The 26,622-nt window shown below is 60.3% G+C and carries 26 protein-coding genes; 4 read left to right on the top strand and 22 right to left on the bottom strand.

Annotated features, from left to right (window positions below; genetic code table 11):
• The first annotated feature begins 18 nt into the window (after positions 1-18).
• Positions 19-513: an NINE protein gene (locus tag GSQ93_RS25055; RefSeq protein ID WP_158938340.1), complete on the top strand. Its 495-nt coding sequence runs from the start codon at positions 19-21 to the stop codon at positions 511-513.
• Between the two features lie 60 nt (positions 514-573).
• Here GSQ93_RS25055 and GSQ93_RS25050 read toward each other — a convergent pair whose 3' ends face one another.
• Both GSQ93_RS25050 and GSQ93_RS25045 read right to left on the bottom strand, forming a co-directional pair.
• Positions 574-1,719, bottom strand: a complete 1,146-nt coding sequence (locus GSQ93_RS25050) for a PA0069 family radical SAM protein (protein WP_158938339.1) — start codon at positions 1,717-1,719, stop codon at positions 574-576.
• 69 nt (positions 1,720-1,788) lie between these two features.
• Positions 1,789-2,277 (bottom strand): Lrp/AsnC ligand binding domain-containing protein, encoded by a 489-nt coding sequence (locus GSQ93_RS25045; RefSeq protein ID WP_158938338.1) that lies wholly within the window; start codon positions 2,275-2,277, stop codon positions 1,789-1,791.
• Between the two features lie 149 nt (positions 2,278-2,426).
• On the opposite strand from GSQ93_RS25045, the gene GSQ93_RS25040 reads away from it, so the two are divergent.
• Positions 2,427-3,719, top strand: coding sequence for a D-amino acid dehydrogenase (locus GSQ93_RS25040; RefSeq protein WP_158938337.1), 1,293 nt, complete (start codon positions 2,427-2,429; stop codon positions 3,717-3,719).
• Between the two features lie 229 nt (positions 3,720-3,948).
• Here the strand turns inward: GSQ93_RS25040 and GSQ93_RS25035 are convergent, their stop codons facing one another.
• The 5 genes from GSQ93_RS25035 to GSQ93_RS25015 form a co-directional block, all read right to left on the bottom strand.
• Positions 3,949-4,254: a type II toxin-antitoxin system RelE/ParE family toxin gene (locus GSQ93_RS25035; RefSeq protein ID WP_158938336.1), complete on the bottom strand. Its 306-nt coding sequence runs from the start codon at positions 4,252-4,254 to the stop codon at positions 3,949-3,951.
• 7 nt (positions 4,255-4,261) lie between these two features.
• Positions 4,262-4,531: a type II toxin-antitoxin system ParD family antitoxin gene (locus GSQ93_RS25030; RefSeq protein WP_158938335.1), complete on the bottom strand. Its 270-nt coding sequence runs from the start codon at positions 4,529-4,531 to the stop codon at positions 4,262-4,264.
• Positions 4,532-4,780: 249 nt separating this feature from the next.
• Positions 4,781-6,571 carry an acyl-CoA dehydrogenase gene (locus GSQ93_RS25025; RefSeq protein ID WP_158938334.1) on the bottom strand — a complete coding sequence of 597 codons (1,791 nt, stop codon included), beginning with the start codon at positions 6,569-6,571 and terminating at the stop codon, positions 4,781-4,783.
• Between the two features lie 94 nt (positions 6,572-6,665).
• Positions 6,666-7,601: an electron transfer flavoprotein subunit alpha/FixB family protein gene (locus tag GSQ93_RS25020; RefSeq protein WP_158938333.1), complete on the bottom strand. Its 936-nt coding sequence runs from the start codon at positions 7,599-7,601 to the stop codon at positions 6,666-6,668.
• 13 nt (positions 7,602-7,614) lie between these two features.
• The gene (locus GSQ93_RS25015) at positions 7,615-8,364 is read right to left on the bottom strand and encodes an electron transfer flavoprotein subunit beta/FixA family protein (RefSeq protein WP_097264481.1); all 750 of its coding nucleotides are present in this window, start codon (positions 8,362-8,364) and stop codon (positions 7,615-7,617) included.
• A gap of 261 nt (positions 8,365-8,625) precedes the next feature.
• Here GSQ93_RS25015 and GSQ93_RS25010 point away from each other — a divergent pair, with 261 nt between their 5' ends.
• Positions 8,626-9,522 carry an alpha/beta hydrolase gene (locus GSQ93_RS25010; protein WP_158938332.1) on the top strand — a complete coding sequence of 299 codons (897 nt, stop codon included), beginning with the start codon at positions 8,626-8,628 and terminating at the stop codon, positions 9,520-9,522.
• A gap of 41 nt (positions 9,523-9,563) precedes the next feature.
• On the opposite strand, the gene GSQ93_RS25005 is transcribed toward GSQ93_RS25010, so the two are convergent.
• The gene (locus GSQ93_RS25005) at positions 9,564-10,487 is read right to left on the bottom strand and encodes a histone deacetylase family protein (RefSeq protein WP_158938331.1); all 924 of its coding nucleotides are present in this window, start codon (positions 10,485-10,487) and stop codon (positions 9,564-9,566) included.
• Positions 10,488-10,791: 304 nt separating this feature from the next.
• On the opposite strand from GSQ93_RS25005, the gene mltB reads away from it, so the two are divergent.
• Positions 10,792-11,976 (top strand): lytic murein transglycosylase B, encoded by a 1,185-nt coding sequence (gene mltB / locus GSQ93_RS25000; protein ID WP_158938330.1) that lies wholly within the window; start codon positions 10,792-10,794, stop codon positions 11,974-11,976.
• A gap of 99 nt (positions 11,977-12,075) precedes the next feature.
• Here the strand turns inward: mltB and cysM are convergent, their stop codons facing one another.
• From cysM to pheA, 14 genes are all read right to left on the bottom strand, one after another.
• On the bottom strand, positions 12,076-12,978 hold the full coding sequence (cysM, locus tag GSQ93_RS24995; RefSeq protein ID WP_158938329.1) for a cysteine synthase CysM: 903 nt from the start codon (positions 12,976-12,978) through the stop codon (positions 12,076-12,078).
• 180 nt (positions 12,979-13,158) lie between these two features.
• Complete coding sequence (locus tag GSQ93_RS24990; protein WP_158938328.1) at positions 13,159-13,482, bottom strand: helix-hairpin-helix domain-containing protein; 324 nt, start codon at positions 13,480-13,482, stop codon at positions 13,159-13,161.
• Positions 13,483-13,556: 74 nt separating this feature from the next.
• On the bottom strand, positions 13,557-14,549 hold the full coding sequence (gene rfaD / locus GSQ93_RS24985) for an ADP-glyceromanno-heptose 6-epimerase (protein ID WP_158938327.1): 993 nt from the start codon (positions 14,547-14,549) through the stop codon (positions 13,557-13,559).
• 19 nt (positions 14,550-14,568) lie between these two features.
• A complete protein-coding gene (gene rfaE1 / locus GSQ93_RS24980; RefSeq protein WP_158938326.1) occupies positions 14,569-15,558 on the bottom strand; it encodes a D-glycero-beta-D-manno-heptose-7-phosphate kinase in 990 nt (329 codons plus the stop codon).
• Entirely contained in the window at positions 15,536-16,927 is a 1,392-nt protein-coding gene (locus tag GSQ93_RS24975) for a UDP-glucose/GDP-mannose dehydrogenase family protein (protein WP_158938325.1), read from the bottom strand. The genes rfaE1 and GSQ93_RS24975 overlap by 23 nt, the downstream gene beginning before the upstream one ends.
• A 153-nt stretch (positions 16,928-17,080) precedes the next feature.
• Positions 17,081-18,256, bottom strand: a complete 1,176-nt coding sequence (lapB, locus tag GSQ93_RS24970) for a lipopolysaccharide assembly protein LapB (protein WP_158938324.1) — start codon at positions 18,254-18,256, stop codon at positions 17,081-17,083.
• An 87-nt stretch (positions 18,257-18,343) separates the two neighbouring features.
• On the bottom strand, positions 18,344-18,637 hold the full coding sequence (locus GSQ93_RS24965; protein WP_158938323.1) for a lipopolysaccharide assembly LapA domain-containing protein: 294 nt from the start codon (positions 18,635-18,637) through the stop codon (positions 18,344-18,346).
• Positions 18,638-19,005: 368 nt separating this feature from the next.
• Positions 19,006-19,344 carry an integration host factor subunit beta gene (locus GSQ93_RS24960; protein ID WP_158938322.1) on the bottom strand — a complete coding sequence of 113 codons (339 nt, stop codon included), beginning with the start codon at positions 19,342-19,344 and terminating at the stop codon, positions 19,006-19,008.
• Positions 19,345-19,362: 18 nt separating this feature from the next.
• Entirely contained in the window at positions 19,363-21,078 is a 1,716-nt protein-coding gene (gene rpsA, locus GSQ93_RS24955) for a 30S ribosomal protein S1 (protein WP_031361047.1), read from the bottom strand.
• Between the two features lie 193 nt (positions 21,079-21,271).
• A complete protein-coding gene (cmk, locus tag GSQ93_RS24950; protein WP_158938321.1) occupies positions 21,272-21,952 on the bottom strand; it encodes a (d)CMP kinase in 681 nt (226 codons plus the stop codon).
• 76 nt (positions 21,953-22,028) lie between these two features.
• Positions 22,029-23,333, bottom strand: a complete 1,305-nt coding sequence (gene aroA / locus GSQ93_RS24945) for a 3-phosphoshikimate 1-carboxyvinyltransferase (protein ID WP_158938320.1) — start codon at positions 23,331-23,333, stop codon at positions 22,029-22,031.
• 16 nt (positions 23,334-23,349) lie between these two features.
• Positions 23,350-24,273 (bottom strand): prephenate dehydrogenase/arogenate dehydrogenase family protein, encoded by a 924-nt coding sequence (locus GSQ93_RS24940; protein ID WP_158938319.1) that lies wholly within the window; start codon positions 24,271-24,273, stop codon positions 23,350-23,352.
• An 87-nt stretch (positions 24,274-24,360) separates the two neighbouring features.
• A complete protein-coding gene (gene hisC / locus GSQ93_RS24935; RefSeq protein WP_158938318.1) occupies positions 24,361-25,476 on the bottom strand; it encodes a histidinol-phosphate transaminase in 1,116 nt (371 codons plus the stop codon).
• Positions 25,477-25,502: 26 nt separating this feature from the next.
• Positions 25,503-26,585, bottom strand: a complete 1,083-nt coding sequence (gene pheA, locus GSQ93_RS24930) for a prephenate dehydratase (RefSeq protein WP_158938317.1) — start codon at positions 26,583-26,585, stop codon at positions 25,503-25,505.
• Positions 26,586-26,622 lie beyond the last annotated feature (37 nt).

Raw genomic sequence — 26,622 nt, 5'->3', positions numbered from 1 at the left:
TTTTCTTTTCGTTTCCCGATGAACAACTCGCCGTCCACTGCCACGCACCCATCGAAACCAACGTCGAACGGGCGTTTCCGCTCGAAAACGCTGACCGCCGCGCTCGCCTTCTTCTTCGGCAGTATTGGCGCGCACCGCTTTTATTTGTATGGTCTGCGCGACAAATTCGGCTGGGCGCACATCGCCGGCATCCTGCTGGGCGCGGCCGGTTACATGCTGCTCACGGCAACGGATCGGGCTTCGATTCTCGGCTGGTTCCTGGTCGTGCCCGGCGCCATTTCATTGCTGGCGGCTTTCCTGTCGGCGATCGTCTACGGTTTGCGCCCCGACGAAAAATGGGACGCTCAGTTCAATGCGCAAACCGGCCAACATAGCGAATCCGGCTGGACAGTCATTTTCGTCGTGATCTTTTCCTTGTTGTTCGGCGCGTTCCTGCTAATGGCAGGTCTTGCCGTTACATTCCAGACTTACTTCGAAGGGCAGGTTCAAGCCGCTAAAGAGTTGTCGCAGTAAATGTCGCGATAACGCGCGAAGGTCGTAGCGGCTCTGCCCGACAGCCGCTAAGACGCCGCTTCAAAACAATTTCATCTGCGCACCGTCCTCGACTGCACGTGGGTTTCGACCCACCGGCTTCTCAACGTGCCGAAATTCCGACATATCCAGAATTCCGCGCCGCCGTTGATTCAGGCCAAGCCGCTTCGCGGCGTTATGAAAACGCTGCTTGAGCATGTCAGCCCATAAACCTTCGCCTTTCATCCGCTTGGAGAAATCCGAGTCGTAGTCCTTGCCGCCGCGCATATCGCGCACACGCCCCATCACACGCTCCGCCCGATCCGGGAAATGTGCCGCGAGCCAGTCTTTGAACAGCGGCGCCACCTCCCACGGCAAGCGCAAAACGATGTAACTCGCACTTGTCGCGCCCGCTTCTGCGCAGGCTTCCAGCACCCGTTCCATGTCCGGTTCCGTGACGAATGGGATCATGGGCGCGACGCTGACACCTACCGGAATGCCCGCCTCGGTCAGCGCCCGGATAGTGCGCAGCCTTCTTGAAGGCGTGGCAGCACGCGGTTCGAGCGTTCGAGCGATGCCGGCATCGAGCGTGGTGATGGTGATGGCGGCCATGACCTGACCCTTCTGCGCCATGGGTGCAAGCAGGTCGATATCCCGCTCGATCAGCGACGACTTCGTGATGGCCGCGAACGGATGCCCTCGCTCGCTCAGGATCTCGATCACCCGCCGCGTGATCCGCAAATTCCGTTCGACGGGCTGATACGCGTCAGTAATCACGCCCAGCGCGATGGGCTCCGGTTGATAGGACGGTTTATCCAATTCCCGCTCGAGCAATTCGCCGGCGTTGATCTTGGCGTAGATCCGGCTTTCGAAATCCAGTCCCGGCGATAACCCCAGATAACTGTGCGTAGGCCGCGCGAAGCAATAGATACAACCGTGCTCGCAGCCTCGGTACGGATTCAGCGACACCCCGAACGGGATATCCGGTGACGAATTGCGCGTCAGAATGCTCTTCGCGCGTTCCTCGAATACTTGCGTCCGCAGGACCGGTGCGTCATCCGTTTCCCCTTCCTCGCTGACATGCGTCCAGCCGTCATCGACACGCTCGCGCTCGTCCTTCTCGTAACGACCCTGCATGTTCGTGACCGCCCCTCGGCCCTTGAGCGGCGCGGGAGGAGCAACAGGATATTCGTGGTCGTGAGAAGCCATGGCCGGGGAAATGAAAGCAGGAAAGTACTGTATAAATATACAGTAAATTACCCCGACCGCAAGCTCATTTCAGGCGTCGACGGCGATAGTCAGCGTTTCCTTGATTTCCTCCATCACCACATAACTTTTCGACTGCACGGCGCCCGGCAGTTGCAGCAGGATGTCGCCGAGCAGCTTGCGGTAATCGGCCATTTCACCAATACGCGCCTTGATCAGGTAGTCGAAATCACCGGAAACGAGATGGCATTCCAGCACCTCGGGAATGCGCTGCACTTCGCGCCGGAACTGCTCGAACATGTTGCCGCTTTTGTGGTCAAGGGTGATCTCGACGAACACCAGCAGCGAAGCACCCAACTGATGCGGATTCACCCTCGCGTAATACCCCGCGATCACCTGATCACGCTCCATGCGTTTGACGCGTTCGATACACGGCGTCACCGAGAGCCCGACCTGCTCGGCCAGGTCTTTCATCGCGATACGTCCGTCCTGTTGGAGGATCTTCAGGATGCGGCGATCGATCTTATCGAGTTCTCGTACTGAATTTCGCTGCGTTCTCATTGCTTTCCACTGAAAACTGAATAAATACAATAACAAAAACTGCCTCGACATCAATACTATAGTCGATACCACTATGTAACCCGCTACTCACATGGCTTCAGTCGAAACGAAGCAATTGACCGGCGGACACACTTTGCACGGAGCAAGGCATGCGAGTCGTAATTCTGGGAAGCGGTGTTGTCGGTGTCACGAGCGCCTACTATCTGGCGCGCGCGGGGCACGAAGTGACGGTCATCGACCGTGAAGCCGGACCGGCGCTCGAAACGAGTTTTGCGAACGCGGGTCAGATCTCGCCGGGTTACGCATCGCCGTGGGCCGCGCCGGGCGTGCCACTCAAAGCGATCAAATGGATGTTCGAGAAACACGCGCCGCTCGCTATCCGTCTGGACGGAACGTCGTTTCAATTGAAGTGGATGTGGCAGATGCTGCAGAACTGCACGCAGGCACGCTATTCGGTCAACAAGGGTCGCATGGTGCGGCTGGCCGAATACAGCCGCGATTGCCTGCAGGCGCTGCGCGCGGACACCGGCATCAATTACGAAGGCCGCACCGGCGGCACGCTGCAGGTTTTCCGGACCCAGCAGCAACTCGATGGCGCCGCGAAGGACATCGCCGTGTTACGCGATGCAAACGTGCCGTTCGAACTGCTTACGCCGGCTGAGTTGCAAAACGCGGAACCGGCGCTTGCCGCCGTTTCGCACAAGCTGACCGGCGGTTTGCGCCTGCCGAACGACGAAACCGGCGATTGCCAGAAATTCACTACGCGCCTTGCCGCCATGGCCGAACAGTTGGGCGTGAAGTTCCGCTACAACACGCCAATCGACGCGCTCGCGGTAAGCGGCGGCCGGATCGCGGGCGTGCAGTGCGGCGGCGAGACCATTCGCGGTGATTCATACGTTGTTGCGCTCGGTTCGTACTCCACGAAACTGCTGGGCAGTCTCGTCGATATCCCCGTGTATCCGCTGAAAGGTTATTCGATCACGGCGCCCATCGCGAACGAAAGCGCCGCGCCGGTTTCTACCGTGCTCGACGAAACGTACAAGATCGCGATCACCCGTTTCGATGACCGGATTCGCGTCGGCGGAATGGCGGAGATTGTTGGCTTCGACAAATCGCTGAGCCAGGCGCGTCGCGAAACGCTGGAAATGTGCGTGAACGACCTGTTCCCTGGTGGTGGAGACACCGCGAAGGCATCGTTCTGGACCGGCTTGCGTCCGATGACGCCGGACGGCACGCCGATCGTTGGCCGTACGCCGCTGCCGAACCTCTTCCTCAATACGGGTCACGGCACGCTGGGTTGGACCATGTCGTGCGGCTCGGGCCAGATGCTCGCCGACCTGATGTCGGGCAAGCAACCGGCGATCCAGTCCGACGATTTGTCAGTACACCGGTATCTCGGCGAAACGCGTACGAGCACGCGGCCGTCGTATGCGCGTGCTTGATTTGAAATTTCAGGGGTAGCGGCGAGCGCACGCTTCGGTGCGATGCCGTCCCGGCGAAAGCCGGGTGAACGCACCCCAAAAGTTGGACATCGATCCGACCTTTGGGGTGTTTTTCTTTGATGGCCCCCACAATGCGAGCAAAGAAAAGAGTGGGCCCTTGCCTGGGTGCCTTGGTGGCATTACGCCGCAGCGCATTCACGGGTTCTGCTCGTTTGCGTTCTTAAACTGCCTAACCTGCCAGCGCAGTCTCATAGTCCTGGCCGCCATAGAACACACCAAGAATGGTCGCCTGTTCCTCTTGTACGGCGAAAGCAATGACCGTACGGCCGCGATAATTTGTAATGCGCAAGCCAGGCCGTATATCGCCGCGTTGAATGCCTCGATTCGGGAAGCGCTGCAAACTTTCGCAATAAGACACGATAGCGTCGATATAGCCCGCCGCCACAGTCGAAGATGCCACTTCTGCGATGTACTGCTCAAGGCTCTCGAGCTGCTCCAATGCCTCCGGGGCGAACTTGATGCCGAATGTCGCCATCTGGCTATTAGTCCCTTGCCTTTCGTTTGGCCACTAGGGCCGCCCGCACTTGGTCAACCGTCAACGCGCGCGAAGGATCTGCCTTGAGCGCGTCATATGCCGGACCGACCTCGTCACGCAGCCAAGACTCCACAACGCGGTCGCGGGCAGCCAGGGTACGCAAACCGTCGCGGATAACCTCGCTATCAGTCGCGTATTCGCCGCTCTCAACCTTGGCGCGGACCAGTTCAGCCAGTTCGTTCGGCAGCGTGATGCTGAATTGTTGAGTGGAACGCATATTGAATACTCCGGCGAAGCGAATAGGATTTAATCCTACACCACTTCGAGTGCTGTTGCGGTTCGGCGCGAACGCTTGTGCCGCTACGTGAACACGGCAAAAACGTGTGTGAACAACAGTCCTCCCGTGTCGCCCCGGTGTTGAGGGAAATTTGCGCCCCGACTAGACGGTGAGAATGCTGGTTGCGCCTTACGCGCATGCTCACGTAGCCGGGGCCGCATTTTCGTAGCCCCGCCTAACCCAAGCAAATCAAAACTGATCCTCGCTCAGCGCGAGATACCCTTCTTGCCCGTTGCCACTGACGATCGATGCTTCGATGCCCGGCGCTTGCGACAAAATATGCTCCGCGAAAAACTGGGCCGTCGCGATCTTGGCGCCATGAAACGCTTCATCTTCACTACGCTTGTCCGACGCCACCAACAGCGCCCGCGCCATTTGCCATCCGCCCAACACAATGCCGGCCAGCTTCAGATACGGAACGCTGCCGGCAAAAACCGCGTTCGGATCGCTTTTCACCTTGGCCACCATGAACTCGAAGACCCGCGCCAACGCCAAGCTTCCCGCGCTCAAATATCGATGCATCGACGTGAACGCCTGCCCTTCACGTCCGGCTAGCTGCGCGATGGTCTGATCCATCTGCGCAAGAATCGCCTGCGCGGTCGCGCCACCGTCACGCACGGTCTTGCGGCCGATCAGGTCGTTGGCCTGAATGGCGGTCGTGCCTTCGTAGATGGTGAGAATGCGGGCATCGCGGTAATACTGCGCCGCGCCCGTTTCCTCGATGAACCCCATGCCGCCGTGGACCTGCACGCCGAGGCTCGCGACATCGATGGAAAGCTCCGTGCTCCAGCCCTTCACGATCGGCACAAGAAACTCGTAGATCGCCTGATGGCTGGCCCGCGCAGCTTCATCAGCGTGGTGATGCGCTAGATCGCAATGCGCCGCCGCTACATAAGCGAGCGAGCGCGACGCTTCCGTCAGCGCGCGCATGGTCAAAAGCATGCGGCGCACGTCGGGGTGATGAATGATCGACACCGGCTGTTTGGCGGAGCCATCGACCGGCCGGCTTTGCACGCGATCCTTCGCAAACGCGACGGCCTTCTGATACGCCCGCTCCGACACAGCCACGCCCTGCAGTCCGACCGCGAAGCGCGCCGCGTTCATCATGATGAACATGTACTCCAACCCGCGATTTTCCTCGCCAATCAACTCGCCAATAGCGCCGCCGTGATCGCCGAATTGCAGCACGGCTGTCGGACTCGCCTTGATCCCGAGCTTGTGTTCGATCGATACGCAATGCACGTCATTGCGAGCGCCGAGCGTGCCGTTTTTATCGGTGATGAACTTCGGCACCAGGAAGAGCGAGATGCCCTTCACGCCGTCGGGCGCGTTGGGCGTGCGCGCCAGCACGAGATGGACGATATTCTTCGCCATATCGTGCTCGCCGTAGGTGATAAAAATCTTCGTGCCGAAGATCTTGAACGTGCCATCGCCCTGCGGCTCGGCGCGCGTGCGGACCAGCGCAAGATCGGAACCGGCTTGCGGCTCCGTGAGGTTCATCGTGCCGGTCCATTCGCCCGAAATCAGCTTCGGCACGAACAACTGCTTTTGCTCCTCGGTCCCGGCGGTCAGCAGCGCTTCGATAGCGCCATCGGTGAGCAGCGGGCACAATGCGAACGACAAATTCGCCGCGTTCAGCATCTCGATGCAGGGGGTCGCGATCAGCTTGGGCAGCCCCTGGCCTTCGTACTCGACCGGATGCAGCACGCCCTGCCAGCCGCCCTCACCGAACTGGCGGAAAGCCTCTTTGAAACCGGGCGTGGTCGTGACCTCGCCGTTCTTCCAAAAGCTCGGGTTCTTGTCGCCTTCGAAGTTCAACGGCGCGACGACTTCGTTGTTAAAGCGCGCGGCTTCTTCGAGTACGGCCTGCGCGGTGTCGAGACTGGCGTCTTCGAAACCTGGCAACGCCGCGATGCTTTCTATATCGGCTAGTTCCTTCATCACGAACAGCATGTCCTTGACTGGCGCTCTATAGCTCATGTCTTGTCTCCCCCAACAGATGTGAAAAGGGGCGCACGTATGTCGCCCCTTTTTTCGATGTTGCTTTCTTTCTAGCCAGTGGCCTTAAGAATGATCAGCCAAGTTCTTTCACGAGGTCCGGCACGACCGTGAACAAATCACCCACAAGTCCGTAGTCCGCGACGCCGAAGATTGGCGCTTCCGCGTCCTTGTTGATCGCGACGATGACCTTGCTGTCTTTCATCCCGGCCAAGTGCTGGATCGCGCCCGAAATACCGACTGCAACATACAAGTTAGGCGCCACGATCTTGCCGGTTTGGCCGACTTGATAGTCGTTCGGCACGAACCCTGCATCGACTGCCGCACGCGATGCGCCCAGCGCCGCGCCGAGTTTGTCCGCCAGCGGTTCGAGCACTTTCGTGTAGTTCTCGCCGCTGCCCAAACCCCGTCCACCCGACACAATGATCTTCGCCGACGTCAGCTCCGGCCGGTCCAGCTTCGTCAGCTCGCGGCTCACGAACTTCGAGATGCCAGTGTCGGCCGAGGCTTCGATCTTTTCCACCGATGCACTGCCGCCTTCTGCTGCGACCGGGTCGAAACCCGTGGTACGCACGGTGATGACCTTGATCGCATCGCTCGATTGAACCGTGGCGATCGCGTTGCCTGCATAGATGGGACGCTCGAAGGTATCCGGCGAATCCACTGCCGTGATGTCACTGATCTGCGCGACATCCAGATGCGCTGCAATACGCGGCGCGATGTTCTTGCCGTACGGGGTCGCGGGCGCCAGGATGTGCGAATAGTTCTTCGCGATCAGGACCACCGTTCCGTCGATATTCTCGGCCAGCCCATCGGCGAGTTGCGGTGCATCGGCGAGCAACACCTTTGCTACGCCCGCAATCTTCGCTGCGGCATCGGCCGCTGCTTGCGCGTTCGAGCCCGCGATCAGCACGTGGATATCGCCACCAATCTTCTGGGCCGCCGCGATGGTGTTCAACGTCGCCGATTTGACAGACGCGTTGTCGTGTTCTGCAATTACAAGAATAGTCACTTTGGAAACTCCCTCACAGAACCTTGGCTTCGGTCTTCAACTTCTCGACCAGCGTCTTCACGTCCGGCACCTTCACGCCTGCGGAACGCTGTGGCGGCTCAGCCACTTTGAGCGTCTTCAGGCGGGGCGTGACATCGACACCGAGATCTGCCGGCTTCAACGTTTCCATCGGCTTCTTCTTGGCCTTCATGATGTTGGGCAACGTCACGTAACGCGGCTCGTTCAGGCGCAAGTCTGTGGTCACCACCGCCGGCAACGTCAGCGATAGCGTTTCCGAACCGCCATCGACTTCGCGCGACACCGTAGCTTTGCCATCGGCGACCGTCACCTTGGAGGCGAACGTCGCTTGCGGCAAACCGGCCAATGCGGCGAGCATCTGACCGGTTTGATTCGAGTCATCGTCAATGGCTTGCTTGCCAAGGATGATCAGTTGCGGCTGCTCTTTATCGACCAGCGCCTTCAAAATCTTCGCGACTGCCAACGGCTGCAATTCCTCAGTCGATTCGACCAGGATCGCGCGATCAGCACCAATCGCCAACGCGGTACGCAGCGTTTCCTGACATTGCGTCACGCCGCACGACACAGCGATCACTTCCGTCGCCACGCCCGCTTCGCGCAGACGCACGGCTTCTTCCACGGCGATTTCGTCGAACGGATTCATCGACATCTTCACGTTCGCGATGTCCACTGCGCTGCCATCCGGCTTGACCCGGACTTTCACGTTGTAGTCGACCACGCGTTTGACTGGCACCAAGATTTTCATGCACACGCTCCTAAGTTACGAATACATCATCCCAAGCCCATTATAACGAGTGACTCTCGCCGCCGATTGCTTACGGCAGACTCGCGAGCAGTCCGTCAGGCTTTGCACAATCAGTAGATGCTTATTTTTTACAGCACGGTCGTTCTATTTTACGCATAAAATGGCATCGATGACAATCGGGGATGCGCTCTAGAAGCAGCGCGGACCGGCCAGGCGCATCGGGACTATCATCTGCGGAATTCCGATTTTTGCCGACAGGCCATGCAAACAACCCCGCACAACACGTATTCGACCAGCAGCACGGCCACCGCCGATGGCATCGACCTTCATCTTCATCGATGGCAAGCCGCCGCCGCCTTTCCCGCACCGCTGGCGCGAATCGCGCTGGTGCACGGACTGGCCGAACATGCTCGCCGCTACGACGCCTTCGCGCTGCGCCTGAATGCGGCGGGCATCGAACTGATTGCCACGGATCTGCGTGGCCACGGCAAATCGCCGGGCGAGCGTGTGTGGATCAACTCCTTCGACGACTATCTGCTCGATACCGATGCTCTCCTCAACGCCGCGGACACCACCGCGCCGCTCAACATCCCGCTGTTCCTGATGGGACATAGCATGAGTGGCGCCATCGCCGCGCTTTATGCGGCCGAGCGCCTGCCGGAAAGCGGCCGGAAACTGGCCGGGCTGATCCTGTCGAGCGCCGCGCTCAAACCGCCGGCCGACGCGCCGCGCTGGAAGCTCAAGCTCGGCGGCCTGATCAGCCGCCTGATGCCGCGATTTCCTGCGCTGACCATCGACCCGGCCACGTTATCCCGTGCGCACGGCGTGGTCGAGGCGAACCGGCGGGATCCGCTGGTGCATCATCGGCCCATACCTGCCAGGACGGCGGCGCAGATAGTGGCCGCCATGCGCCGCATCGCTGCACGACGCACGTCTATCGACTTGCCGCTTCTCGTGTTTCACGGCACGAAGGACGCGCTCACCAACCCCGACGGCAGCCGCGAATTCGAAGCGAACACCGGTTCCACGGATACCACCCTGCTGATACTGGAAGGCAGCTATCACGAGACGCTCAGCGACCTCGACCGGGATCGGGTGATCAAGGCGTTGGTCGATTGGACGCTCGTGCGTGCCGAGCTTAAGCGTTCGCGCATGTAGGGTACTCGGACTTGCCGTGGGACTTGCCTTGCAACAGCAGCTTAAATATCGGCGAGCGCGCGCACATGCGCGACCACGCTGCGCCCAAGCGCCGACAGGTTGTACCCGCCCTCCAGACTGCTCACTATCCTGCCCTTCGCATGCCGCTTCGCTACCGCGCGGATCTGCTGGGTGAGCCACGTATAGTCGTCCTCGACAAGACCCATGTTGCCGAGATCGTCCTCGCGATGCGCGTCGAAACCTGCGGAGACGAAGATCATCTGCGGCTTGAATTCATCGAGTCTCGGCAGCCACATCATGTCGACGGCTTCGCGCACAGCCATGCCTTTCGTACGCGCGGGCATGGGCAGGTTGACCATATTCGATGCGTGGTTATCGGCGCCGCTGTACGGATAGAACGGGTGCTGGAAAAAGCTGCACATCAGCACGCGCGGATCGCCCGAGAACGCGGCTTCGGTGCCATTACCGTGATGCACATCGAAATCGATGATCGCCACGCGCTCAAGCCCATGCACTTCGAGTGCGTGACGCGCCGCGATCGCGATGTTGTTGAAAAAGCAGAAGCCCATCGCACGCGCCGGTTCCGCGTGATGTCCAGGCGGCCGCACGCTGCAAAATGCGTTCTCGTAGGTGCCGGCGATAACGGCATCCGTAGCGGCGACCGCGGCGCCTGCAGCGCGCAACGCCGCATGATAAGAACCCGGCGACATCAGCGTATCCGGATCAATCTCCGCGCGGCCGACTGACGGCGCCGTCTCCTTCACGAAATCGATATGCGCCTGCGTATGAACCCGCGCCAGATCCTCTTCGCTTGCGAGCGGCGCGTCTTCACGCTCGATCGAGGTGTCGATACGACTTGCGATCAACTGATCCTCGATCGCCTGAAGGCGCGCGGGGCATTCGGGATGCCACGGGCCCATGTCGTGAAGGAGGCAATCTGGGTGGGTATAAAAGCCGGTAGCCATGATGGGTTGCGCAGCCGGGCGAGCCGTACCGCGTGTCTCGTATCGTTCAGATGTTTTTGTCGGTTGCGGTGCCACCTTCCTGCCGCCCGACTGTCAGCGGCCGAACGCCGCACCGCGCGGGTTCTTGTTAAGTTACCACACTGGAAATGACGCAGCCGCGCGGCACCGCTTTTGAGCGTCCGCACGCGCTCTGAAGGCTTTCGGGATGGTCCCGAAAACGCGTCGGTTATACTGATCCGACTCTCGTATGCCCTGCGCGCATTTCCCGCGCGCCTCGCGTTACACCGCCACAATTACGCACACTATGAACTTCAAGTTTGCTTCGACCGTCTTGCCTCTTTCGGCGCGAACCGCGCGCCTCGCCTCAGTCGCCGCCCTCGTTTGCGCACTTGGCACATTCGGTATAGGTCAGGCAGTCGCTCAGTCATTCGCGCAATCGCAACCCCAGCAGCCGACGCCGCAAGGGCAGATGTTCGAAGAAGAGATCGTGCCGCAACGCTACGCGAACAATCCCAATGTGGACGCGTTCATTAACGATCTTGTTGCGCGTTACGACTTCGATTCCGCCGCCTTGCACGACCTGTTCAATCGCGTGAGCTATTCGGCAACGGCCGTGAAACTGGTGCTGCCTTCGCCTACGCCGGCCACCAAGAACTGGCGCGCGTATCAGGGGCGTTTCGTAGAGCCGGTGCGGATTGCCGCCGGCGTCAAATTCTGGCGCGCGAACCAGGCTGCCCTGCAACGTGCATCGGATCAGTACGGCGTGCCGCCCGAAGCGATCGTCGGGATCATTGGCGTGGAGACCATCTATGGCAAGTACATGGGTAACTTCCGTGCACTCGATGCGCTGACCACGCTCACCTTCGATTATCCCAACACGCCGAACCGCGCAGAACGGCAAGCGACGTTCCGCAAGAATCTTGAAGACCTGCTGGTGTGGACGCACGACCAGCAAATCGATCCAACCACCGTGCTCGGTTCGTACACGGGCGCAATCGGCATTCCGCAATTCCTGCCGAGCAGCATCGTGCAGTACGCGGTGGATTTCGACGGTAACGGCCACATCGACTTGCGGAACAGTCCCGCCGATGCCATCGGCAGTGTCGCCAACTATTTGAAGCAGCACGGCTGGGAATCGGGACGGCCGGTGGTCTGGAAAATTGCCGGCGACACAGGCAGTCAAGGCATTGCGCAAGCCGCCGCCGATGGTCAGCCCGAGCCGCACTGGTCGCTCGCGCAGCTCACGAAAGCCGGCATGCTGATAAGCGAGCCGGGGCTCAACTCCGAAGCGGAAGCGGGCACGCCGGTAACGGTCGTCGACTTGCCGACGCCGGGCCGCCCAACCGAATACACGCTTGGCCTGAAGAACTTCTACGTGCTAACGCGTTACAACCGCAGCTTCTTCTATGCACTCGCCGTGTATCAGCTTGGCGAAGCGGTGAAGGCGCAGATGGCGGCGAGCAATGGTGGCGTTTCAGCATCGCAATGACGTAGCCGGAGGGCGTATTTGGTCTCGCGCACTATGCAAAAAGCCCGGTAGATGCCGGGCTTTTGTTTGTGCTCTGACTTAGCGAATGACCAAGCCGATTCAGGCCGGGAACACGCCCGTCGATAAGTACCGGTCACCACGATCACAGACGACGAACACGATAGTCGCGTTCTCCACCTGGCGCGCCACACGCAACGCTACTTCGCACGCGCCGGCAGCGGAAATTCCGCAGAAAATGCCTTCCACCGATGCCAGCCACCGCGCCATGGCTTCTGATGCGGCCTGACTGACGTTTTCCGTACGATCCACGCGGCTTCGATCAAAGATTTTCGGCAGATAGGCTTCGGGCCACTTGCGGATGCCGGGGATGCGCGAGCCTTCTTCCGGCTGGGCCCCAATGATCTCGATGTTCGCGTTCTGTTCTTTCAGATATTGCGACACGCCCATGATGGTGCCGGTCGTGCCCATAGCCGACACGAAATGCGTGATCTGGCCTTCGGTGTCGCGCCAGAGTTCCGGGCCGGTTGTCTCGTAGTGGGCGAGCGGATTATCCGGATTCGCGAACTGATCGAGGATGATGCCTTTGCCATCGCGCTGCATTTGCTCAGCGAGATCGCGGGCGTATTCCATGCCGCCAGTGACTGGCGTAAGTACGATTTCCGCTCCGTAGGCCGCCATGCTCTGGCGACGTTCGATCGACAGGTCTTCCGGCATGAGAAGCACCATCTTGTAGCCGCGAATGGCTGCGGCCATGGCGAGTGCGATACCGGTGTTGCCGCTTGTCGATTCGATCAGGGTGTCGCCGGGCTTGATGCGGCCGCGCTCTTCCGCCTTCTTGATCATCGAGAGTGCCGGACGGTCCTTCACTGAACCCGCCGGGTTGTTGCCCTCGAGCTTGCCGAGGATCACGTTGTTACGGCTGCGGATTTCGTCGTCCGGAATACGGACCAGTTGCACCAGCGGCGTATTGCCAATGGTGTCTTCGATTGTCTTGTAAGCCATAGCGGTCGTGGGGTTGCTGCGGTCGATAAGCTACTGATTGTAGCCCAGAGGGTTTCGGGGTGCCGGGCGGCCCTATTGGACGGAGGGGATGAGGTGCCGGCGCTCTGGAAAGCTCCAGGTTGCCGGCAAACGAAGGCGCATCAGGTCGACCGGCGCGCCGACCGATGCGCCACCACCGCGCTACTTCTTGACGACAACCGCGCCCGCAGCCGGCTTGGCACCGGTAACCGCCACTGGCGCCCCACCTGGTCCAATGGTCAGCCCTTCAGCCTGCAAGCGCTCAACCGTCTTGCCGCCCATACCCTTGACGCGTTTGCTCAACTCGGCCGCGTCCTTGAACGGACCGTGTGCTTCGCGCTCGTCGAGAATGGCTTTCGCCTTGGCCGGCCCAATGCCCTTGATGCCGCGTAACGCGTCGGAATTGGCGTTGTTGATATCCACGGCGGCGAACGCCGAACCGATTGATACAGCCAGCGTGAACGCCGCGAGAAGTTTCTTGATCATGTGAGTCTCCCTTGAAAACCGGTCCGCGATGATCGCTGACCGGGAGACCCAGTGTAGGAAAACGGCCAGTGCTTTTATAGCTGACCGAATAGCCAACGCACGTATCTGTCGACACCTTCCTGAACCGTCAGGAACGGTGCGTCATACCCGGCTTCGCGCAACTTCGACTGATTAGCCTGCGTGAAGCACTGGTACTTGCCGCGCAACGCGTCGGGGAACGGGATGTATTCGATCAAGCCACGCTGCACCAACTCCGCCAGCGACAACGGCGCTTCGCCATCCATTGCCCGCAGCGAGTTCACCACCGTTGACGCAATGTCGTTGAACGGCTGTGCGCGCCCCGTACCCAGGTTGAAAATACCCGACGTCTCCGGATGATCGAAGAAGTGCAGATTGACCTTCGTCACGTCTTCCACCGACACGAAATCACGCGTCTGCTCACCCGCGCCATAGCCGTTGTACTCGCCGAACAGCTTGACCTTGCCCTCGGCGCGGAACTGGTTGAAGTTGTGAAACGCGACAGACGCCATACGTCCCTTGTGATTCTCGCGCTGCCCATACACGTTGAAATAGCGGAAACCCGCAATCTGGGTACGTGCTTTCGGCAGGATCTGACGCACGATCTGATCGAAGAGAAATTTCGAATAGCCGTACACGTTCAACGGCTTTTCGACGTCGCGACGCTCCACGAATTCGCTCGATCCGCCATACACTGCCGCCGACGATGCATACAGGAATTGCACGCCCTGTTCCAGGCATGTGTCCAGCACGTCTCGGCTATAGCGGAAGTTGTTTTCCATCATGTAGCGGCCGTCGGTTTCCATCGTGTCCGAACACGCGCCTTCATGGAAAACAGCCTTGACCTTGCCGAAATCACCACGCTTGAAGCGCGTGACGAATTCGGTCTTGTCGAGGTAATCGTCGACTTCGCAATCGACCAGGTTCTTGAATTTGTCGGCGCGCGTGAGGTTATCGACGGCGATCACACGTTGCTCGCCACGCTCGTTGAGCGCCTTGACGATGTTGCTGCCGATAAACCCGGCCGCGCCGGTAACGATGATTGTCATGGTAGTTTTAGCCGCTAAGTCAGGCGAGAAGTTCGTTGTAGTCGACGGTCGCCGTACCCAGCTTCCCGACGACAATTCCTGCTGCCCGGTTGGCATAAGCGATGCAGTCGACCAGCGGCACACCCGCACCCAGCATAGTTGCAACGGTTGCAATGACTGTGTCGCCGGCACCCGAAACATCATACACTTCGCGCGCATCGGCCTGCGTGTGGACCACTTGGCCGGCGGTGAAGAGCGTCATGCCCTCCTCCGATCGCGTCAGCAGCAACGCACCGAGATCAAGCGATTCGCGCAGCGCCGTAACACGTGCAAGCAAATCTTCTTCCGAGCTCCAGCGCCCGACCACTTCGCGCAACTCCGCACGGTTCGGCGTGATCAGCGTGGCGCCGCGATAGCGATCCCAGTCATCGCCTTTCGGGTCAACCAGCACCGGTTTGCCGGCCCGCTTCGCGTCCGCGATCATTTGCGTCACATGCGTCAGACCGCCCTTCGCGTAATCCGACATCAGGATCACATCATGTTGCGGCAAGAGCGTTTCGAACCGGGCGAGGCATGCGCTCAGGACTTCGTGCGTCGGCGAATTCTCGAAGTCGACTCGCAGCAATTGCTGCTGCCGCGACAGCACGCGCAACTTGATGGTGGTGAGCAATTCGGGATCGCGTTCAAGGAACGCGGTGACCCGGCTCTCGCCCAGCAATGTCACGATGCGTTCGCCCGGCTCATCGTGACCGACCACGCACAGCAAGCCCGCCTGCGCGCCCAGCGCGGCTGCGTTGCGCGCCACGTTGGCCGCGCCGCCAAGCCGGTCTTCCTGGCGCTGAACGTGCACGACCGGCACAGGTGCTTCCGGGGAGATGCGGTTCACATCGCCGAACCAGTAGCGGTCGAGCATCACGTCGCCGACCACCAGCACACGTGCCGCCGCAATGCGCGCACGCGGAACCGGTGGGACGGGCGCGTGTGTAGCGACTGCGGGCACCGCTGCGTCAGGCGACAGGGAGTTCGACATGGGGACGTCCTATTGCAAAATAGTCGATGCCGAGTTCCGCCATCGCTTCGGGTTCGTACAGGTTGCGGCCATCGAAAATGACCGGCATTTTGAGCTCGCTCTTCAAATGCGCGAAGTCCGGGCTCTTGAATTCCTTCCACTCGGTCACGATCACGAGGGCGTCCGCGCCGGGCAACGCGTCCTTTTGTGAATCGACGAAATGCAGGCGTTCGAGTTGCTGGGGTTTATCGGCGAGATCGAGCGCAAATACGCGACGGCTTTCCGCCACCGCCACGGGGTCATAAGCGCGAACCGTCGCGCCGCGTTCGAGCAGCGCGCCAATCAACCGGCGGCTCGACGCTTCGCGCATGTCGTCGGTATTCGGCTTGAACGCCAGACCCCACACGGCAAACGTGCGGCCGCGCAAGTCTTCGCCCATGCGCTTCGTGATCTTGCCAACAAGCACTTCCTTTTGCAGATCGTTCACTTCTTCCACGGCTTCGAGAATCCGCAACCGATGCCCGTTCTCACGCGCCGTCTGCGCCAACGCCTGTACGTCCTTCGGGAAACACGAACCGCCGTAGCCGCAGCCGGCATACAGGAAGTGATAGCCAATACGCGGGTCCGAACCAATACCGCGACGCACCGCTTCGATATCCGCACCCACGGCATCGGCGAGATTGGACAGATCGTTCATGAACGAGATACGCGTGGCGAGCATGGCGTTCGCCGCGTACTTCGTGAACTCAGCCGAACGCACGTCCATATAAAGCGTGCGATCGTGATTGCGGTTGAACGGCGCGTAGAGGCGCTTGATCTTCTCGCGGGCAATCTGGCCGGCTTTGTCGTCGTCCACACCGAGCACGATACGGTCGGGACGCATGAAGTCGTCCACCGCCGCGCCTTCCTTCAGGAACTCCGGATTCGATAGAACCGAAAAGCCGTTCTTCCCCGTCGGCTCGATTCCGCGCGCCTTCAGTTCCTGCTCAACCACGTCGCGCACGTGCTGGGCTGTGCCGACCGGGACCGTCGATTTATCGACGATCACCTTGAAGCCGTTTGCGTAACGCCCGATGTTGCGCGCGGCCTCGAGCACGTACTGCAAGTCGGCGGAACCATCCTCGTCCGGCGGCGTTCCCACCGCGATGAACTGGATCTCGCCGTGCTCGACGCTTTCCTTGATATCTGTGGAAAAACGGATGCGGCCGGCAGCACGCGTACGTTTCAGTATCTCGTGCAAGCCCGGTTCGTGGATCGGCACGCCGCCGTTATTGAGGATGTCAATCTTGCGCGCATCGACGTCCAGGCACAGCACGTCGTTGCCAATTTCAGCAAGGCACGCGCCGGTCACTAGTCCGACGTAGCCCGTCCCGATGATGGATATTTTCATAAGCGTTCCGGAGAGACCGGTAATTGTCGAAGGATCAGGCCAAAACAGCCGCGGAGTCCGATCGTGTCAAACGTTGCGTGCCCTGAGCGGGCCGTGCCACCAAGAGCTGGGCCACGCGGGCCGCGCGTCAGTCCATGGTCACGCAACCCGCGTTCAGACGGACGCGGTGATCGGCTCGACGCGGCGTGGCGCATAGGTTTCCCAGCCGCTGCAGCCGGGACATTGCCAGTAAAAAAGTCGCGCGCGGAAACCGCAATTCTGGCACGTGTAGCGCGGCAGGTTCTTGGTCCGCTGCTTGACGAGCGTGCGCATCAGTTCAAGTTCGCTGCGACGCGGTTCCTCGGCCGTAGCCACTTGCGCTTCCAGCAGCCGCGTCATGCCGGCGACATTCGGCGATGTCTGCATCTGCTGCCGCGCAAGCGCGTGGGCCGCGTCCATGCCGCGCAATTGCGAGACGTGCTTGAACGCTACGTCGAGCAGATCGTTCGACGGGTAACGATTCACATAGTCGACCAACAAATCGACACCTTCAGCCGTACGGCCGAGTTGTTCGTAAGCCTGAACCAATTTTTCGGCCACTAGCGGCAAATAAGCCGCATTCTGCTCTTCCACGCGACGCCAGCACGCGATAGCCGCCTCCAGATCGCCACCGGCGGCATCCACGTCACCCACCAGAATGGTCGCGCGCACATTGTCGGGATTGGCCGCGAGCGCAAGCTTCAGTTCCGCCCGGGCGTCTGCCGGGTTCTTGCGCTGCAGCGCTTCCTGCGCGAGTTCGCAATGGAACTGGGCGACTTCCTTTTCAAGCGTCGCCGCGCCCATTTCCTGAATCCGGCCGGCGGTTGCAATCGACTTGTTCCAGTCTTTCTCGATCTCGTAGATGGTCAGCAACGCTCGTTGCGCACCGAGCGCATATTCGCCCGCTTCGAGCGACTTGAACGTCTCCTCGGCGCGATCCAGCAGACCCGCCTTCAAAAAATCCTGGCCGAGTTCGAACAGCGCGTGATCGCGTTCAGCGACTGGCAGGTCGGCGCGGCTCAGCAGGTTTTGATGCACGCGAATGGCCCGGTCCGTCTCACCGCGGCGGCGAAACAGGTTACCGAGCGCAAAGTGCAATTCGATAGTTTCAGGATCGAGCTTCGCAACTTCGATAAAGGCGTCGATGGCCTTGTCGTGCTGTTCGTTCAGCAGGAAATTGAGGCCGCGAAAATACGAGCGCGGCAGATTCGCGTTTTCGGACAGCAGCGTTTTCAGGTCATAGCGCGATGCCATCCAGCCGAGAGCGAACGCGACCGGAATGACAAGCAGCCACCAGAAGTCTAGATCCATGCGAATTCTTGGAAAGGGTTAAGGGCTAGCAAGGGCCGGAAGCAAGCGCCCGGCCGCAGCGGCACGGGGCCAGCAACGTGCGACCAGTCAGATCAGTGGCGGCATAGGCGGGTCCATCGGCACGACGGGGACATCGCGCGCCGTACGCAATTCACGCTTGAGCCGGGCATTTTCCATTCGCAGGCGAAACAGCGACGGCAGCGACGAGAGCAGTCCAGCAGCCAAGCCGACGATAAAAAACGCCAGGCCGATCAGGATCAGCGGTGCCTGCCAGAAGTAGCCGGCGAGAAAATTGAGCGTCGCACTTTGCGTATTGGCCAACGCGAGCACGAGCAGGAGCACGAAAACCAATACACGGATCAGCCAGACAAAAAATTTCATAAGGGTCTCTTTGACGGCAATAGCGGAACGCCGCACGAGGCAACGCAGACGGCGAGTACGAAACCGATATCCACGAGGGACGCAAAGCACGGGCCACGCTGCCCTTGGTCGTTGGCGTCCGGTATTGTAATTGAAGCCTATGAGGCAATGCGCAACGGCTTGGGCGATAGGCCGATCAACAGGACGTTTGCGGGAGTTTAGCGTCTTATGGTGAAGCGAAAAAAGACAGTGGCGAACGAGCGTGCAGAAACGTAGCGTCGTTGGCGTACGTTCGGCCGGGGCATAAAAAAAGCACCCTGGCGGGTGCTTTTTCCGGTCATTTGCCTCTGGCTGAAAGCGGCTTGAAGCTGGATGAACTCGGACGCGGGTCAAACATCGTCGTCTTCGTCACTATCCACCTCGTTCGACTGTTTCAGCGGCTCGCCCGCACGGCCGTCTACTCGTTCGCGCAACTCCTTGCCCGGCTTGAAGTGCGGTACGAATTTCTCCGGTACCAGCACCTTCTCCCCCGACTTGGGATTGCGGCCAACGCGCGACGGACGACGATTGAGGCCGAAACTGCCGAAGCCACGAATTTCGATACGATGGCCGTTGGCCAAAGCTTCCGACATCGCATCGAGCATCGTCTTCACCGCGAAATCCGCATCTTTAAGAACAAGTTGCGGAAATCGCAGCGCCAGTTGGGCGACCAATTCCGATTTGGTCATGCAGCAATGCCTTGCGGCTTAGCCGTTCTGGCCGTCGAGCTTGGCCTTCAACAGCGCGCCAAGGTTCGTCGTGCCGGTTGCAGCCGTGCTCGAGTCAGCCGAAGCCAGACCACGGATTGCTTCCTGCTGTTCAGCCGAATCCTTGGCCTTGATCGACAGGTTGATACCACGCGACTTGCGATCGATGTTGATAATCATCGCGTTGACCTTGTCGCCTTCCTTCAGCACGTTGCGAGCATCTTCCACGCGGTCCTGAGCGATTTCCGACGCGCGGAGATAACCTTCCACGTCTGCCGTCAACGTCACGACTGCGCCCTTCGCGTCAACCGACTTGACCACGCCGTCAACCGTCGCGCCCTTGTCGTTCATTGCCACGAAGTTGCTGAACGGATCGCCTTCGAGTTGCTTGATACCCAGCGAAATGCGTTCCTTCTCGACATCGATGCCCAACACGATAGCCTGGACTTCGTCGCCCTTCTTGTACTTGCGAACAGCTTCTTCGCCCGTTTCGCTCCACGACAGGTCCGAGAGGTGAACCAGACCGTCGATGCCGCCCGGCAAGCCGATGAACACGCCGAAGTCGGTGATCGACTTGATCGCGCCTTCCAGCTTGTCGCCCTTCTTGAAGTTGCGGCTGAAGTCGTCCCACGGGTTCGGCTTGCACTGCTTCATACCGAGGCTGATACGGCGGCGGTCTTCGTCGATTTCGAGAACCATGACTTCGACTTCGTCGCCGAGTTGCACAACCTTCGACGGTGCAACGTTCTTGTTCGTCCAGTCCATTTCCGACACGTGAACCAGGCCTTCGATGCCCGATTCCACTTCGACGAATGCGCCGTAGTCGGTGATGTTCGTAACCTTACCGAACAGGCGCGTGCCCGACGGGTAACGGCGGGAAATGCCTTCCCACGGATCGTCGCCGAGTTGCTTGATGCCCAGCGAAACGCGGTTCTTCTCTTGGTCGAACTTGAGGATCTTCGCGGTAACTTCCTGGCCAACCGACAGCACTTCGCTCGGGTGACGCACACGACGCCATGCGATGTCCGTGATGTGCAGCAGGCCGTCGATACCGCCGAGGTCCACGAATGCGCCGTAGTCCGTGATGTTCTTGACCACGCCTTCCACGATCGCGCCTTCCTTCAGCGTTTCGAGCAGCTTTGCGCGCTCTTCGCCTTGGGTCGCTTCGATCACAGCGCGGCGCGACAACACGACGTTGTTACGCTTGCGGTCAAGCTTGATCACGCGGAATTCGAGGGTCTTGCCTTCGTACGGAGTCGTGTCCTTGACCGGACGCGTATCAACCAGCGAACCCGGCAGGAACGCGCGGATGCCGTTGACCATGACGGTCATGCCGCCCTTGACCTTGCCCGTGATCGTGCCGGTCACGAGTTCGTTGTTGTCGAGCGCTTTTTCCAGCGACAGCCACGAAGCCAGACGCTTCGCCTTGTCGCGCGACAGGATCGTGTCGCCATAACCATTTTCCAGGGCGTCGATAGCCACTGAAACAAAGTCGCCCGCCTGCACTTCTACCTCGCCCGCGTCGTTCAGGAATTCTTCGAGCGGAATGTAGGCTTCGGACTTGAGACCCGCGTTGACAACCACGAAATTGTGGTCGACGCGCACGACTTCGGCGGAAATAACTTCACCCGCACGCATGTCCTGCTTGGTCAACGACTCTTCGAACAGAGCCGCAAAAGATTCGGTAATCGGGGTAGATGTTTGCAGGTCGGACATAAAAATCTATAGTTGCGCAGCTGCTTCGCGATGCCTGCCCGAACTGTTCGGGCCGATGGCAAAAAAGGCGAACGCCACACGGGGTTGAGGGGTTAAAACACGCTCCATGTTTCTCATGGAGCTCCAAAGCAAAGCCTTCGACATGTCGGCTTTTTCCAACAATTTCCTGCTTTTTACTGCTTCTTACTGATAACTACACGTGAATCGCATTAAACCAACCGATGATCTGATCGACCGCCTGGTCGATGGATAGTCCGGAGGTGTCCAGCGTCTTCGCGTCCACTGCAGGCTTGAGCGGCGCGGCTACACGGTTACTGTCCCGTGCGTCCCGCTCGCGCAAATCTCGCAGCAAGTCTTCCATATTAGCAGAAAAGCCTTTTTGTATCAATTGCTTATGCCGCCGCGCGGCCCGCGCTTCAACGCTGGCCGTGAGAAACACCTTGAGCGTTGCATCGGGGAAAATAACAGTGCCCATGTCGCGGCCGTCGGCTACCAGGCCCGGCGGCTTGCGGAACGCCCGCTGACGCGCAATCAGAGCGGTCCTAACCTGGCCGTGGACGGCAATCGCCGATGCACGGTTGCCGATTTCCTCGGCACGAATTTCCGTCGATACATCTACTCCGTCGAGCTGCGCGCAGCCTTCCCGGAACGTAATGTGGAGTTCTGCGACGAGTTCGGCGAGCGCGTCGCCGTCCTCGGGCTCGATGTTGTAGCGCGCGCTCGCGAGCGCGGTGAGCCGATACAGCGCGCCGCTATCGAGTAAATGGAAGCCGAGCGTGGCGGCGACTGACGCGGCGACAGTGCCTTTGCCCGACGCCGTCGGGCCGTCGATGGTGATAACCGGAGTCTGGTGAAACGGACGAGTGGGTTTCATCGAAGACGTCCGGATCGGCGAGCGGCTGCGCGCGGGGTCGGGGCTTTTATCGCGGTAGGTATATTGGTCATAGTCATCAGGCCTTCGCGAGCTTGGCGAACTGCTCGAAGTAATCCGGGAAGGTCTTGCCGACACATTTCGGGTCATTGATGCGCACCGGTACGCCCCCAAGGCTCACGAGCGAAAAACACATGGCCATGCGGTGGTCGTCATAAGTGTCGATAGCCGCGTTCGGCGTCAACGCGGCCGGCGGCGTGACAACCAGGTAATCCGCGCCCTCCTCGATCGTCGCGCCGACCTTGCGAAGCTCGGTGGCCATGGCAGCAATCCGGTCCGTCTCCTTCACGCGCCAGCTCGCAATATTGCGCAGCGTGGTCGTGCCGGTGGCGAACAGCGCGGCCACGGCAATGGTCATGGCGGCATCGGGGATCAGGTTGAAATCCATGTCGATAGCCATCAGCTTGCCGTCGTCGGATTCCACGCCGCGCACTTCGATCCAGTCGTCGCCCAGCATGACGTTCGCGCCCATGCGGATCAGCGCATCGGCGAAATTCACGTCGCCCTGAATGCTCGCGCGGCCCACACCCTCCACGCGCAGCGGACCACCGCCCAGCGCGCCGGCCGCGAGAAAATACGATGCGGACGACGCATCGCCTTCCACGGCAATCGTTCCCGGCGACGCGTAACGCGCGCCGGCCGGCAGCGTGAAACTCTTCCAACCGTCGCGTTCGACAGTCATCCCGAAACGCTCCATCAGCTTGATCGTGATGTCGATATACGGCTTCGAGATCAGCTCGCCATCCACTTCCACGACAATCGGACCACGCGTGTTCTGCGCCAATGGCAAGCTCATCAGCAACGCGGTCAGGAACTGGCTCGAAACGTCGCCACGCACGCGGATTGGCTGATCGACAGCGATTTCGGCCGGGTGAATCCGCAGCGGCGGGAAACCGTCGTTCGCTTCGTAATCGATTTTCGCGCCAATCTGACGCAAACCATCGACGAGATCGCCGATCGGCCGTTCGTGCATGCGCGGCACGCCATGCACGCGATATTCACCGCCGTTCAGCGCGAGCGCAGCCGTGAGCGGACGCACCGCGGTACCTGCGTTGCCGAGAAAAAGCTCCGCCGATTTCACAGGAAAGCGACCACCGGTGCCTTTTACGACGCAGCGCTCGGCATCGTTTTGCACGTCGACGCCCAACGTATTGAGCGCCGCGAGCATCACGCGGGTATCGTCGGAATCGAGCAGGTTCGTGATCACCGTTTCGCCCTCAGCCAGCGCGGCGAGCAGCAGGACACGGTTAGAAATGCTCTTCGATCCGGGCAGCCGGACCGTGCCGGACGCACGCGAAAAAGGTCCGAGATCGAGGTGTTCCATGATTAAGTCCAGTTAGCTATTGTGCAGATTCATCGGCGGCTTTGATCGCGCCGCCATGTTGCCATTCAGTTCGCGCCGTACGCGAGCGTTCGAAGGCCGCTTCGAGCGCGGCGCCGTCGGCGGTCTCGATGGCCTCTCGAAAACGCGCCAGCACGTTGGTATAAGCATCGATTTCAGTCAGCAGCGCCGCCCGGTTCGCGATGCATATGTCGCGCCACATTTCCGGACTCGACGCCGCGATGCGCGTGAAATCGCGGAACCCGCCGGCGGCGAACGAAAACTTGAGCGCGGCGTCGGGCGACTGCAGGATCATCTCGACCAGCGCGAACGACAACACGTGCGGTAAATGGCTCACCGACGCGAGCACGCCGTCATGCTGCTCGGCAGTCATTCGATGCACGCTGGCGCCGGTCGCAAGCCACATATCGGCGACACGCTCTACGGCTTCCGGCGGGTTCTCCGGCAACGGGCACAGCACAACGTTTCGATCGACGTAGAGATCGGGTATGGCGGCGTCCGGTCCACTTGATTCCCGGCCGGCGATCGGATGGCCCGGCACAAACTGCGCGATGCGGTCGCCCAACGCTGCACGCGCCGCCGCGACAACGTCATTTTTTGTGCTACCGGCATCGGTCACGATAGTGCGCGCATCCAGGAACGGCGCAATCCGCCGCAGCAGCGGCTCTGTCTGCGCCACCGGCGCGGCGACCAGCACGAAGTCGGCGTCACGCAGCGCGAGTTCGAGCGCGTGGTCGTCGTCGAGAAATACCGCCGAATCGATCACGCCGAGTTCCAGCGCACGCTCGACAGACTTGATCGAGCGCCCGACGCCGACGACTTCGCCCGATGCACCCGCGCGTTCGCGCAATGCGCGCGCGAGTGATCCGCCGATCAGGCCGACACCAAAAATGACGATTTTATTGAAAGAGAACGCGGCCACGGGACATCGATAAAAACGCGCCTTTCGGCGCGAGGGGTGAACAATCGGAACGACCCGTGCTTTTTTAGAAAAGCACGGGCGAAACAATCAAGCGGTCGCCGCCAACGACTTTTCGAGCGCCGCGATAAACGCGTCGTTCTCTTCCGGCAAGCCGATCGTGATACGCAGCCACGGCAACAAACCGTAGTTGGCGACCGGGCGCACGATCACGCCTTGCTTGAGCAACGCGAGATTTACGCGTTGCCCAGCGGCGTCGTCGTTACCTACGCGCACCATCACGAAATTGCCGTCGGACGGGACGTATTCCAGGCCGAGTTTGTCGAAGGCTTCCGTCAGCCGGCGATAACCCGCCGCGTTGATCTCAGCGCTCTTCGCGAGGAACGCCGTGTCCTTCAACGCGGCGATCGCGGCAGCTTGCGCCATCGAATTCACGTTGAACGGCTGGCGCAGGCGATTCAGCAGATCGGTTTGCTCGGGTTGCGCAATGGCGAAACCCACGCGCAGTCCAGCCAGCCCGAACGCCTTTGAAAACGTCCGCGACACGAGCAAGTTCGGATAACGGCGCACCCATTCGATGGAATCGTAGCGCTTGTCCTTCGACAAATATTCCGTGTACGCCTCGTCCAACACAACAGCCACATGACGCGGCACGCGTGCAATAAACGCCTCGAGCGTCCGGCCATCGATAAACGTGCCTGTCGGATTATTCGGATTCGCGACGAACACGAGGCGCGTGTCGTCGGCGATAGCAGCAAGCATGGCCTCGAGATCATGACCGTACTTCACGGCCGGCACGACAATCGCACGCGCGCCCAGACCTTGCGTGGCCAGCGCATAAACTGCGAACGAGTACTGCGAGTAGACAATCGACTGCCCCTTCTCGACGAACGCATGCGCCGCGATTTCGAGGATGTCGTTGCTGCCGTTGCCGAGCGTGATCCATTCCGGCGGCACGCCGTAACGTTCGCTCAACGCAGCCTTCAAATCGAAACCGTTCGCATCCGGATAACGGCCGAGTTCCGCGATTGCCTGCGCCATCGCAAGCTTCGCCGACTCAGGCATGCCGAGCGGATTTTCATTCGACGCGAGCTTCACGATGTCCGCTTCGTTCAGTCCGAATTCACGCGCCACTTCCGAGATCGGTTTGCCAGCAATATAAGGCGCGATCGCGCGCACGTAGGAAGGGCCGAATTGCGATGTCATGTTTTCTCCAACGAATTTTAAGAGGCTCAACGAGCGCGCGGGTACGAGCCAAGAATCTTGAGGAACTCGGCCTTTTCGCCCAGTTCCTTGAGCGCGGCGGCGACCGCTACGTCGTCGCGATGTCCTTCCACGTCGATATAAAAGTAGTATTCCCACGTGCCGACGCGCGCGGGACGCGACTCGAAGCGGGTCATCGATACCCCATGACGTGCCAGCGGTTCCAGCAATTTCAGCAACGCGCCGGGCTCGTTCGCCACCGACACGATCAGCGACGTCTGGTCATAGCCGCTCACGCCCGTGCGTTCCTTGCCAATCATCACGAAGCGCGTACGGTTGTGCGGGTCATCCTGGATCATCGTGCTAACCACGCCGAGTCCGTAATGCGTGGCCGCGCGGTCCCCCGCGATAGCCGCGATGGTCGGGTCACCCACCGCCAGCCGCGCCGCTTCAGCATTGCTCGATACCGCTTGGCGCGCGAGCGTGGGCGCATTTGCCGTCAGCCAGTGCTGGCATTGCGCGAGCGCTTGCGGATGCGCGAACACGCGCGTCACGCCATTGAGCGTGCCGGACGCCGTCAACAGATTGTGGTGAATCGGCAAAGCCAGTTCGCCGCCGATCACCAATGAGGTTTGCAGGAACAGATCGAGCGACCGCGAGACTGCGCCTTCCGCGGAATTCTCTACCGGCACCACGCCGAATTCGGCCGCGCCAGCTTCAACCGAGCGAAACACTTCGTCGATGGAAGGACACGGCACGCCTTCGATGGAATGTCCAAAATACTCGACCATCGCCTGCTCGCTGTAAGTCCCGACCGGACCGAGATAAGCCGCGCGCAGCGTTTTCTCGAGCGCACGGCTCGCGGCCATGATCTCGCGCCAGATCGAGCTGATGTGATCGTCGGCGAGCGGCCCTTCGCTCATTTCCTGGAGCCGCGCGATCACCTGCATCTCGCGCTCGGGGCGAAACACCGGCGCGTTGAAATGCTTCTTCACCTCGCCCACTTCAAGCGCCACGGCGGCGCGCTGGTTCAGGAGCGCGATGAGCTGCGCGTCGAGCGCGTCGATGCGTTCGCGCAGCGGTATGAGTCGTGAATTAAGGTCGTCGTCCATGCGTTGTATGAGATGAGTCGATCCGGCCTGGAGCCCC

Origin of the sequence: Burkholderia sp. S171 (genome assembly GCF_009766085.1) — a bacterium.
GTDB lineage: Bacteria > Pseudomonadota > Gammaproteobacteria > Burkholderiales > Burkholderiaceae > Caballeronia.
This window is presented reverse-complemented; position numbering and strand designations above follow the sequence as displayed.

Excerpts from the sequence above, each read along its gene's own strand:
- GSQ93_RS25055 (WP_158938340.1), top strand. The coding sequence starts at position 19 with ATGAACAACTCGCCGTCCACTGCCACGCACCCATCGAAACCAACGTCG.
- GSQ93_RS25005 (WP_158938331.1), bottom strand. The coding sequence starts at position 10,487 with ATGGCTACCGGCTTTTATACCCACCCAGATTGCCTCCTTCACGACATG.
- cmk (WP_158938321.1), bottom strand. The coding sequence starts at position 21,952 with ATGAAACCCACTCGTCCGTTTCACCAGACTCCGGTTATCACCATCGAC.
- GSQ93_RS24960 (WP_158938322.1), bottom strand. The coding sequence starts at position 19,344 with ATGACCAAATCGGAATTGGTCGCCCAACTGGCGCTGCGATTTCCGCAA.
- GSQ93_RS25025 (WP_158938334.1), bottom strand. The coding sequence starts at position 6,571 with ATGAGCTATAGAGCGCCAGTCAAGGACATGCTGTTCGTGATGAAGGAA.
- GSQ93_RS25035 (WP_158938336.1), bottom strand. The coding sequence starts at position 4,254 with ATGGCGACATTCGGCATCAAGTTCGCCCCGGAGGCATTGGAGCAGCTC.
- lapB (WP_158938324.1), bottom strand. The coding sequence starts at position 18,256 with ATGGATCTAGACTTCTGGTGGCTGCTTGTCATTCCGGTCGCGTTCGCT.
- GSQ93_RS25050 (WP_158938339.1), bottom strand. The coding sequence starts at position 1,719 with ATGGCTTCTCACGACCACGAATATCCTGTTGCTCCTCCCGCGCCGCTC.
- mltB (WP_158938330.1), top strand. The coding sequence starts at position 10,792 with ATGAACTTCAAGTTTGCTTCGACCGTCTTGCCTCTTTCGGCGCGAACC.
- GSQ93_RS24990 (WP_158938328.1), bottom strand. The coding sequence starts at position 13,482 with ATGATCAAGAAACTTCTCGCGGCGTTCACGCTGGCTGTATCAATCGGT.
- GSQ93_RS25030 (WP_158938335.1), bottom strand. The coding sequence starts at position 4,531 with ATGCGTTCCACTCAACAATTCAGCATCACGCTGCCGAACGAACTGGCT.
- GSQ93_RS25045 (WP_158938338.1), bottom strand. The coding sequence starts at position 2,277 with ATGAGAACGCAGCGAAATTCAGTACGAGAACTCGATAAGATCGATCGC.
- GSQ93_RS25010 (WP_158938332.1), top strand. The coding sequence starts at position 8,626 with ATGCAAACAACCCCGCACAACACGTATTCGACCAGCAGCACGGCCACC.
- GSQ93_RS25040 (WP_158938337.1), top strand. The coding sequence starts at position 2,427 with ATGCGAGTCGTAATTCTGGGAAGCGGTGTTGTCGGTGTCACGAGCGCC.
- GSQ93_RS24975 (WP_158938325.1), bottom strand. The coding sequence starts at position 16,927 with ATGAAAATATCCATCATCGGGACGGGCTACGTCGGACTAGTGACCGGC.
- rfaD (WP_158938327.1), bottom strand. The coding sequence starts at position 14,549 with ATGACAATCATCGTTACCGGCGCGGCCGGGTTTATCGGCAGCAACATC.
- cysM (WP_158938329.1), bottom strand. The coding sequence starts at position 12,978 with ATGGCTTACAAGACAATCGAAGACACCATTGGCAATACGCCGCTGGTG.
- GSQ93_RS24965 (WP_158938323.1), bottom strand. The coding sequence starts at position 18,637 with ATGAAATTTTTTGTCTGGCTGATCCGTGTATTGGTTTTCGTGCTCCTG.
- rfaE1 (WP_158938326.1), bottom strand. The coding sequence starts at position 15,558 with ATGTCGAACTCCCTGTCGCCTGACGCAGCGGTGCCCGCAGTCGCTACA.
- GSQ93_RS25015 (WP_097264481.1), bottom strand. The coding sequence starts at position 8,364 with ATGAAAATCTTGGTGCCAGTCAAACGCGTGGTCGACTACAACGTGAAA.
- rpsA (WP_031361047.1), bottom strand. The coding sequence starts at position 21,078 with ATGTCCGACCTGCAAACATCTACCCCGATTACCGAATCTTTTGCGGCT.
- aroA (WP_158938320.1), bottom strand. The coding sequence starts at position 23,333 with ATGGAACACCTCGATCTCGGACCTTTTTCGCGTGCGTCCGGCACGGTC.
- hisC (WP_158938318.1), bottom strand. The coding sequence starts at position 25,476 with ATGACATCGCAATTCGGCCCTTCCTACGTGCGCGCGATCGCGCCTTAT.
- pheA (WP_158938317.1), bottom strand. The coding sequence starts at position 26,585 with ATGGACGACGACCTTAATTCACGACTCATACCGCTGCGCGAACGCATC.